General features: G+C 56.7%; 8 protein-coding genes and 1 tRNA gene. All 9 read right to left on the minus strand.

The window, feature by feature from the left end; all coding sequences use genetic code 11:
- Positions 1-6: 6 nt before the first annotated feature.
- Positions 7-4,179, minus strand: a complete 4,173-nt coding sequence (gene rpoB / locus GH722_18465) for a DNA-directed RNA polymerase subunit beta (GenBank protein MRG73752.1) — start codon at positions 4,177-4,179, stop codon at positions 7-9.
- 167 nt (positions 4,180-4,346) lie between these two features.
- Positions 4,347-4,724: a 50S ribosomal protein L7/L12 gene (rplL, locus tag GH722_18470; GenBank protein MRG73753.1), complete on the minus strand. Its 378-nt coding sequence runs from the start codon at positions 4,722-4,724 to the stop codon at positions 4,347-4,349.
- 39 nt (positions 4,725-4,763) lie between these two features.
- The gene (rplJ, locus tag GH722_18475) at positions 4,764-5,282 is read right to left on the minus strand and encodes a 50S ribosomal protein L10 (protein ID MRG73754.1); all 519 of its coding nucleotides are present in this window, start codon (positions 5,280-5,282) and stop codon (positions 4,764-4,766) included.
- Positions 5,283-5,539: 257 nt separating this feature from the next.
- Entirely contained in the window at positions 5,540-6,241 is a 702-nt protein-coding gene (gene rplA / locus GH722_18480; GenBank protein ID MRG73755.1) for a 50S ribosomal protein L1, read from the minus strand.
- 2 nt (positions 6,242-6,243) lie between these two features.
- Positions 6,244-6,675 (minus strand): 50S ribosomal protein L11, encoded by a 432-nt coding sequence (gene rplK / locus GH722_18485; protein ID MRG73756.1) that lies wholly within the window; start codon positions 6,673-6,675, stop codon positions 6,244-6,246.
- Between the two features lie 67 nt (positions 6,676-6,742).
- Positions 6,743-7,273: a transcription termination/antitermination protein NusG gene (nusG, locus tag GH722_18490; protein ID MRG73757.1), complete on the minus strand. Its 531-nt coding sequence runs from the start codon at positions 7,271-7,273 to the stop codon at positions 6,743-6,745.
- Between the two features lie 3 nt (positions 7,274-7,276).
- The gene (gene secE / locus GH722_18495; GenBank protein ID MRG73758.1) at positions 7,277-7,477 is read right to left on the minus strand and encodes a preprotein translocase subunit SecE; all 201 of its coding nucleotides are present in this window, start codon (positions 7,475-7,477) and stop codon (positions 7,277-7,279) included.
- A gap of 64 nt (positions 7,478-7,541) precedes the next feature.
- A tRNA-Trp gene (locus GH722_18500) sits at positions 7,542-7,617 on the minus strand.
- A gap of 93 nt (positions 7,618-7,710) precedes the next feature.
- Positions 7,711-8,901: an elongation factor Tu gene (gene tuf, locus GH722_18505; protein MRG73759.1), complete on the minus strand. Its 1,191-nt coding sequence runs from the start codon at positions 8,899-8,901 to the stop codon at positions 7,711-7,713.

An 8,901-nucleotide genomic window follows, 5' to 3' on the forward strand; every position in this document is an offset into this window, starting at 1 on the left:
GTTCGATCAGAAATTACGCTGTTCAAGCTCAACATTGAGCCCGAGCGAACGCAGTTCCTTAACCAGCACGTTAAAGGACTCTGGGATACCAGCTTCGAAGGTGTCGTCACCGCGGACGATAGCTTCGTAAACCTTGGTGCGGCCCGACACATCATCGGATTTCACTGTCAGCATTTCCTGCAGGGTGTATGCAGCACCGTAAGCTTCAAGTGCCCACACTTCCATTTCACCGAAGCGCTGACCACCGAACTGCGCCTTACCACCCAGCGGCTGCTGGGTAACGAGGCTGTACGGGCCAATCGACCGGGCATGGATCTTGTCATCAACCAGGTGATGCAGCTTCAGCATATAGATGTAGCCGACTGTAACCTGACGATCGAACGGTTCACCCGTCCGGCCATCAACCAGGGTTACCTGACCGGAACTCGACAAGCCTGCCTTCTCCAGCATTTCAACGATGTCCGGTTCGCGGGCACCATCAAACACCGGCGTCGCAATCGGAACGCCGTCAGAGATGTTATTGGCAAGGTCGAAGATTTCATAATCTTCAAGAGTCTCGATCTCGGTCGTGTAGACCTTCTCGCCATAGACATCCTTGAGCTTCGCCTTCAGCGTCTTCATGCCGGCTGAATTGCTCTTTGCGGCGCGCAGGGCTTCCGCAACCTGGCGGCCGAGACCGGCACAGGCCCATCCGAGATGGGTTTCGAGAATCTGCCCGACATTCATTCGTGACGGCACACCCAGCGGGTTCAGGACAATATCGACCTGCGTTCCATCTTCAAGGTACGGCATGTCTTCAATCGGCATGATGCGCGAAATGACACCCTTATTCCCGTGACGACCGGCCATTTTATCGCCCGGCTGAAGCTTGCGCTTCACGGCAACGAACACCTTGACCATCTTCATGACGCCCGGCGGCAGCTCGTCGCCACGCTGCAACTTCTCAACCTTGTTGTCGAAGCGTGCTTCGAGCAGCTTGATGGAGGCATCGAAGGTCGCCTTGAGCGCTTCGATTTCACCCATCCGGCCGTCATCCTCGACCACGATCTGGCGCCACTGACCAGGCGTGAAATCGCCCAGCAACGCTTCTGTAACCGCCGCACCAACCTTGATACCCTTCGGACCGGAAACGGTCTTGTGGCCCATCAGCAGGTCTTTCAGGCGGCCAAAGAAGCTGCGCTCCAGAATGATCCGCTCATCATCACGGTCTTTTGCGAGGCGTTCAATTTCCGCCCGCTCGATGGCCATCGCACGTTCGTCCTTGTCGACGCCGCGGCGCGAGAACACCCGCACCTCGACAATCGTACCGGCAACACCCGGCGGCAGGCGCAGGGAGGTGTCACGTACGTCACTGGCTTTTTCACCAAAGATCGCCCGCAGCAGTTTTTCTTCCGGCGTCATCGGTGATTCGCCCTTCGGCGTCACCTTACCGACAAGAATGTCACCCGGATTAACCTCGGCACCGATATAAACGATCCCGGCTTCATCGAGGTTTTTCAGGGCTTCTTCACCGACATTCGGGATATCACGGGTGATATCTTCCTGACCGAGCTTCGTATCACGGGCCATGACCTCGAATTCCTCGATATGGATCGAGGTAAAGACGTCATCACGCACGATACGTTCCGAGATCAGGATCGAATCTTCGAAGTTGTAGCCATTCCACGGCATGAACGCGACCAGCACGTTACGGCCAAGGGCCAGATCACCGAGATCCGTTGACGGACCGTCACCGATGATCTCGCCAGCAGTCACCCGGTCGCCTACGCGAACCAGCGGACGCTGGTTGATGCAGGTGTTCTGGTTCGAACGCTGGAACTTGCGCAGATTGTAGATATCCACGCCCGACGCATCGGCTTTGGTCTCTTCCGTTGCCCGGATAACGATACGGGTGGCATCCACCTGATCGACCAGACCCGACCGGCGCGCAACAATCGACGCCCCGGAGTCATGAGCAACAGCCCGCTCCATGCCGGTACCGACGAGCGGCGCCTGAGCCTGAAGCAGCGGCACAGCCTGCCGCTGCATGTTCGATCCCATCAGCGCGCGGTTGGCGTCATCGTTCTCCAGGAACGGGATAAGCGCCGCAGCAACCGAAACGAGCTGTTTCGGAGACACGTCGATGAAGTCGATATCAGCAGGCAGTGCGAGATGGTAATCGCCCCGTGTCCGGCAGCTGACCAGATCTTCAAGCAGCTTGCCCTTGTCATCCATTTCAGCATTGGCCTGAGCGACCGTATAATGGCCCTCATCCATCGCCGTCATGTAGATGACTTCGTCGGTTGCATGGCCATCGACCACCCGGCGATACGGGCTTTCAATGAAGCCGTATTTGTTGACGCGGGCAAAAGTAGCCAGCGAGTTGATCAGACCGATATTCGGGCCTTCCGGCGTTTCAATCGGGCAGATACGACCGTAATGGGTCGGATGCACGTCACGGACTTCAAAGCCGGCCCGCTCGCGTGTCAGACCACCCGGGCCAAGCGCCGAAAGGCGACGCTTGTGGGTAATTTCCGACAGCGGGTTGGTCTGATCCATGAACTGGCTGAGCTGCGATGAACCGAAAAATTCGCGAACCGCAGCAGCAGCCGGCTTCGCATTGATCAGGTCATGCGGCATGACGGTGTCGATATCGACGGAACCCATACGCTCACGAATAGCGCGCTCCATACGAAGCAGGCCAACGCGATACTGGTTTTCCATCAGTTCGCCGACCGAACGAACACGCCGGTTGCCGAGATGGTCAATATCGTCGATCTCACCCTTGCCGTCCTTCAGACCAACGAGGATCTTGACGACCGCCAGAATGTCTTCTTTGCGCAGCACACGTACCGTATCATCGGTCGTGAAATTCAGGCGGGCATTCATCTTTACCCGGCCAACCGCACTCAGGTCATAGCGTTCTGAATCAAAGAACAGACCACGGAACAGGTTTTCTGCCGTCTCCAGCGTCGGCGGCTCGCCCGGGCGCATCACACGGTAGATATCGACCAGTGCTTCGTCACGGCTGGTGTTCTTGTCCGACGCCAGGGTGTTACGAATGTACGGTCCGACATTGAGATGGTCGATCGCAAGCGTTGCGAAGGACACGATCTTGTTCTCTTCGAACATCTCGAGCATTTCTTCGGTGATCTCGTCACCGGCATCGGCATAGACTTCACCGGTCTGCGGATCGATCACGTCGAGCGCCAGATAATCACCGATCAGGTCTTCATTGCTGACAAACCGTTCGGTGACCTTGTCCTCTTCCAGCTTCTTGACGATGCGGCGGGTCAGCTTCTGACCGGCTTCGACAATCACATCACCGGTGTTAGCATCAACCAGATCCTTGACCAGCTTAACACCGATCAGGCGCTCAGCGTTCAGGTCGGTTTTCCAGCCATCCCCGCTGCGCTCGACATGCGAGTGCTCGTAGAAATATTTGAGGATGTCTTCCGGCGTCATGCCGGTGATCAGTGCCGGATCAACCGGCACGCCTTCTTCTGCGCACTTCTCGCGATAAGCGATGGATTCATCACTATCCAGTGCCAGCAGCAGCGTGGTGACCGGCAGTTTCCGCCGACGGTCGATACGTACGAAGGTCAGGTCCTTGGCATCGAATTCGAAATCCAGCCAGGAGCCACGGTACGGAATCACCCGTGCAGCAAAGAGATATTTACCCGACGAATGGGTCTTGCCCTTGTCGTGATCGAAGAACACGCCCGGTGAACGGTGCATCTGGCTGACGATCACCCGCTCGGTGCCGTTGACCACGAAGGTACCGTTACCCGTCATCAGGGGCATATCGCCCATGTAGACGTCCTGTTCCTTGATATCGCGGACCGACTTGGCGCCTGTATCTTCGTCGATGTCCCAAACCAGAAGACGGAGTGTCACCTTTAACGGTGCGGCATAGGTCATGCCCCGCTGCTGGCACTCTTCAACGTCGTATTTTGGTTCTTCGAGATCGTAACTCACGAACTCCAGACGGCCTCGCTCGGAGAAGTCCTGAATCGGGAAAACCGACTTGAACACCTGCTGAAGTCCGGATTCAATCCGCTCCTGTTCGGATGCGCCCAGCTTCATGAAGCCATCATATGACTGCTTCTGAACCTCAATGAGGTTCGGCATTTCTGCTACTGCACGGATCTGTCCGAAGTCTTTGCGGATACGTTTCCGACCTGTGAACGACTTTGCCATTGAGCGCCTCGATTCCTGGTCTGTTGCCCCTGATGCATGCTTGCAGACGGAGGAGCATCCCATCTGCAAACCGAAATTTTCTGTTCGACCCCGAAACGGGGTCAGGCCGGACGGTCAACCCCGCAGGGTCGGCCGTCCGGCCTTGGTATCAAAGCCCGCGAAGCGGATTACTTGAGCGCAACCGTTGCGCCTGCTTCTTCCAGCTTCTTCTTCAGCTCTTCAGCTTCTGCCTTGTCCACGCCTTCCTTGACGGGCTTCGGCGCGCCTTCGACCAGGTCCTTGGCTTCTTTCAGACCAAGGCCGGTGATGGCACGAACTTCCTTAATAACGTTGATCTTCTTGTCGCCAGCGGCTTCAAGAATCACGTCAAAGGAGTCTTTTTCTTCTTCAGCGGCAGCTTCGCCACCAGCAGCTGCGACGCCGGCTACGGCAACCGGAGCAGCGGCGGAAACGCCCCACTTTTCTTCGAGCATTTTTGACAGCTCAGCAGCTTCGAGCACTGTGAGGCTCGACAGTTCTTCAACAATCTTATCCAAATCAGCCATTTGATATCTCTCCTAAGGCTTGAACTTTATGGTACCGCTTCAAGCGGCCTCGCCCAATTGACTTTTCGCATGCAGAACCCGTGCAATCTGACCACCAGGTGCCTGAAGCACACCGGCAATACGTGTTGCAGGGGTATTGACCATACCGACGATCTTCGCCCGCAGCTCATCCAGGCTCGGAAGAGTTGCCAGCGACTTGATGCCGTCAAGGTCAAGAATCTGCTCGCCCAGCGCGCCACCCTGAATCACCAATTTCTCATTCTTCTTGGCGTATTCCACAGCAACTTTCGCAGCAGCCACCGGGTCCGACGAATAAGCAATAGCCGTCGGGCCGGTGAACAGATCTGCGATATTCTGGTACGGCGTTCCATCGAGAGCGAGACGCGTGATCCGGTTCTTGGTCACTTTAAGGCTTGCTCCGGCACCCAGCATCTGACGCCGCAGGTCAGTCATTTCAGCCACCGACAGCCCACTATAGTGGGTGACGACAACGATCGACGTTTCTGCGAACACCTGATTCAGAGATGCGACGAGCTCGGCTTTTTGTGCTCGGTTCACGTATCGTCTCCGATGTTCATGATCATGCGGATTGCATGATCACCGTTTCACCAGGACCCCGGCCCGAAGGCCGTGATCCGCGAGATCTGTCCAGCGTCAAAGTTCAAGCCGTTACACCGCATCGCGGCAAAACGGTTATCACTCTGTCTGTGCGGGACTTGCCGGCGGTTTCCCGCCTGCCCGCAGTCTCGGACAGTTTGGCCGGTTGCCCGGCCGATCCACCACCCGGAGGTGGCGAAACCTTCAGACCAGCGACGTCAGTTCTGTGTCGTCACGCTGGCCAGATCAACCCGGACGCTCGGACCCATGGTCGAAGTCAGGCTGATCTTCTTTACATAAGTACCTTTGGCACCTGTCGGCTTGGCTTTCATGATCGCATCAACAAAAGCCTCGACATTGCCCTTCAGCTTTTCGCCACCAAAGCTCACCTTGCCGATACCAGCATGAACGACCCCGGCCTTTTCAGTCCGGAACTCGACCTGGCCAGCCTTGGCATTCGTGACGGCTTCCGCAACATTCGGGGTAACCGTCCCGAGCTTCGGGTTCGGCATCAGGCCACGCGGGCCAAGCACCTTACCGAGGCGACCGACAACAGCCATCATGTCCGGCGTTGCGATGCAGCGGTCAAAATTCATCTCACCCTTCTGGATTGCTTCCATCAGGTCTTCCGCGCCGACGATGTCAGCCCCGGCTTCGCGGGCTTCATCAGCCTTTGCGTCGCGGGCAAACACGGCAACCCGGACGGTCTTGCCGGTACCATTCGGCAGCGACACCATGCCGCGCACCATCTGGTCCGCATGACGCGGATCAACACCGAGATTCATCGAGATTTCGATGGTCTCGTCAAATTTCGTCTTGCTGCGCTCTGTGAGCAGCTTCAGGGCATCGTCGACCGAATAATCGGCAACCCGGTCAATGCCGTCGCGTGCGGCTGTAAGCCGTTTTCCAATTTTACCCATGACTACCCCACTACCTCGATGCCCATCGACCGCGCAGAACCGGCAAGCATGCTGATTGCGGCGTCGACGTCGTTGGCGTTCAGATCAGCCATCTTGATTTCGGCGATCTCTTTAAGCTGCTTGCGCGTTACCTTACCAACGGTGCTGCCCTTGCCAGGAGTCGAGGACCCCTTGTCTTTCTTGGCAGCCCGCTTGATATAGTAACTGGCAGGCGGGGTCTTGGTGACGAAGGTGAAGGAGCGGTCACCGTAAGCGGTGATAACCACCGGCGTCGGGACACCCGGCTCCATACCCTGCGTTGCGGCGTTAAACGCCTTGCAGAATTCCATGATATTCAGACCCGCCTGACCAAGTGCCGGGCCGACTGGCGGCGACGGATTGGCTTTTCCGGACGGAATCTGGAGCTTGATATAGCCCGTGATTTTCTTTGCCATTATATCCTCAGTTTTTCATTTCCGGGCCGCGGTACGGTGTGACGCACCTCCCGCGGATTTCAGCCGATCAGAGCTTTTCCACCTGGGAATATTCCAGCTCGACCGGCGTCGACCGGCCAAAGATGGACACAGCCACCTTCAGACGGGCCTTCTCTTCATCCACATCCTCAACATAACCGTTGAAGGAAGCGAAAGGACCATCGGAGACACGCACCTGTTCCCCGATATCGAAAGTGATCGACGGCTTCGGCCGGTCGATACCTTCCTGAATCTGCTGCACGATGCGCTCGGCTTCCTTGTCGGTAATCGGCGTCGGCTTGCCGCCCGCCCCGAGGAAGCCGGTCACTTTCGGCGTATTCTTGATAAGAACCCAGGTTTCGTCCGTCAGTTCCATGCGAACCAACACATAGCCCGGGAAAAATTTCCGCTCCGACTGCACCTTCGCGCCACGACGGACCTCGACAACTTCCTCAACCGGAACCAGTACATCGCTTATCAGCTCATCGAGACCACGTTGCGCAGCCTGTTCCCGAACCGCCTGAGCAACTTTCTGCTCGGACCCCGAATAGACATGTGTAACATACCAGCGCATCGCCATAGATCAGCCTCCCAGCCCGAAAATCAGTTCAACGCCGAGCGCCAGAATCTGATCAATCGCCAAAAAGAAAAGCGCGGCAATGAACACCATGACAAACACCATGATGGTGGTAACCGTGGTTTCCTTGCGCGTCGGCCAGGTAACTTTTGATACTTCCTGTCTGACCTGTCTTACAAAGTCAGCGGGGGACGTCTTGCTCGCCATTCAAATGCCGCTTTCCGGGGAAAGCCCTAAATATTGTTTCAGCAGCCGTATTGCAAGTCCGGGCTGGCAGGGGCAGCAGGGTTCGAACCCGCGACCTGCGGTTTTGGAGACCGCCGCTCTACCAACTGAGCTATACCCCTGTGCTCTCGCCCTGCGATGCAATTTATCCAAATTGAAAATCGACAATCGGGAGCGTCTTTTAACAGACACTCCCGGAATGTCGATCTGTAGTATTAGTCCTGGATCGAAGCGACGACGCCGGCACCGACAGTGCGGCCCCCTTCGCGGATAGCGAAGCGCAGTCCCTCGTCCATCGCGATCGGTGCAATAAGATTCACCGACATCGCAATATTATCACCCGGCATGACCATCTCTGTGCCTTCCGGAAGTTCGATCGTCCCTGTCACGTCCGTCGTACGGAAGTAGAACTGCGGACGATAGTTCGAGAAGAACGGTGTATGACGACCGCCCTCTTCTTTCGTCAGGATGTAGCACTCGCACTTGAACTTCGTGTGCGGTGTGATCGAGCCCGGCTTCGCCAGAACCTGACCACGCTCCACGTCGTCGCGCTTCGTGCCACGCAGAAGTACACCAACGTTGTCCCCCGCACGACCTTCGTCGAGCAGCTTGCGGAACATTTCAACGCCCGTGCAGGTCGTCTTCGTCGTGTCCTTGATACCAACGATCGAGATTTCTTCACCAACCTTGATGATACCCGTCTCGATACGACCCGTCACAACCGTGCCGCGACCAGAGATCGAGAACACGTCTTCGATCGGCATCAGGAACGGCTTGTCTACCGGACGCTCCGGCTGCGGGATATAGGCGTCAACCTGCGCCATCAGCTCAAGGATCGCATCGTGGCCGGTTTCCTTGTTGGAATCTTCCAGCGCTGCGAGAGCCGAGCCCTTGACGATCGGAATATCGTCGCCCGGGAAATCATAGGACGACAGCAGCTCACGAATTTCCATCTCGACAAGCTCGAGAAGCTCTTCGTCATCAACCTGATCGACCTTGTTCATGAAAACGACAAGCGCCGGAACACCAACCTGGCGGGCAAGAAGGATGTGCTCGCGGGTCTGCGGCATCGGGCCATCAGCTGCCGACACAACAAGAATCGCACCATCCATCTGCGCCGCACCCGTGATCATGTTCTTCACATAATCAGCATGGCCCGGGCAATCGACATGCGCATAGTGACGGCTTTCCGTCTCATATTCCACATGTGCCGTCGAGATCGTGATACCACGTGCCTTCTCTTCAGGCGCCTTGTCAATCTGGTCATATGCCGTGAAGGCTGCACCACCGGCTTCCGCCAGTACCTTCGTGATCGCCGCCGTCAGCGACGTCTTGCCATGGTCAACGTGACCAATCGTGCCGATGTTGCAATGCGGCTTCGTGCGCTCAAACTTTGCCTTACCCAT

This window comes from Alphaproteobacteria bacterium HT1-32 (assembly GCA_009649675.1).
Lineage (GTDB): Bacteria > Pseudomonadota > Alphaproteobacteria > Rhodospirillales > HT1-32 > HT1-32.

Coding starts and splice junctions, on each gene's coding strand:
- nusG (MRG73757.1), bottom strand. CDS start 7,273: ATGGCGATGCGCTGGTATGTTACACATGTCTATTCGGGGTCCGAGCAG.
- rplA (MRG73755.1), bottom strand. CDS start 6,241: ATGGGTAAAATTGGAAAACGGCTTACAGCCGCACGCGACGGCATTGAC.
- rplL (MRG73753.1), bottom strand. CDS start 4,724: ATGGCTGATTTGGATAAGATTGTTGAAGAACTGTCGAGCCTCACAGTG.
- secE (MRG73758.1), bottom strand. CDS start 7,477: ATGGCGAGCAAGACGTCCCCCGCTGACTTTGTAAGACAGGTCAGACAG.
- rplK (MRG73756.1), bottom strand. CDS start 6,675: ATGGCAAAGAAAATCACGGGCTATATCAAGCTCCAGATTCCGTCCGGA.
- rpoB (MRG73752.1), bottom strand. CDS start 4,179: ATGGCAAAGTCGTTCACAGGTCGGAAACGTATCCGCAAAGACTTCGGA.
- tuf (MRG73759.1), bottom strand. CDS start 8,901: ATGGGTAAGGCAAAGTTTGAGCGCACGAAGCCGCATTGCAACATCGGC.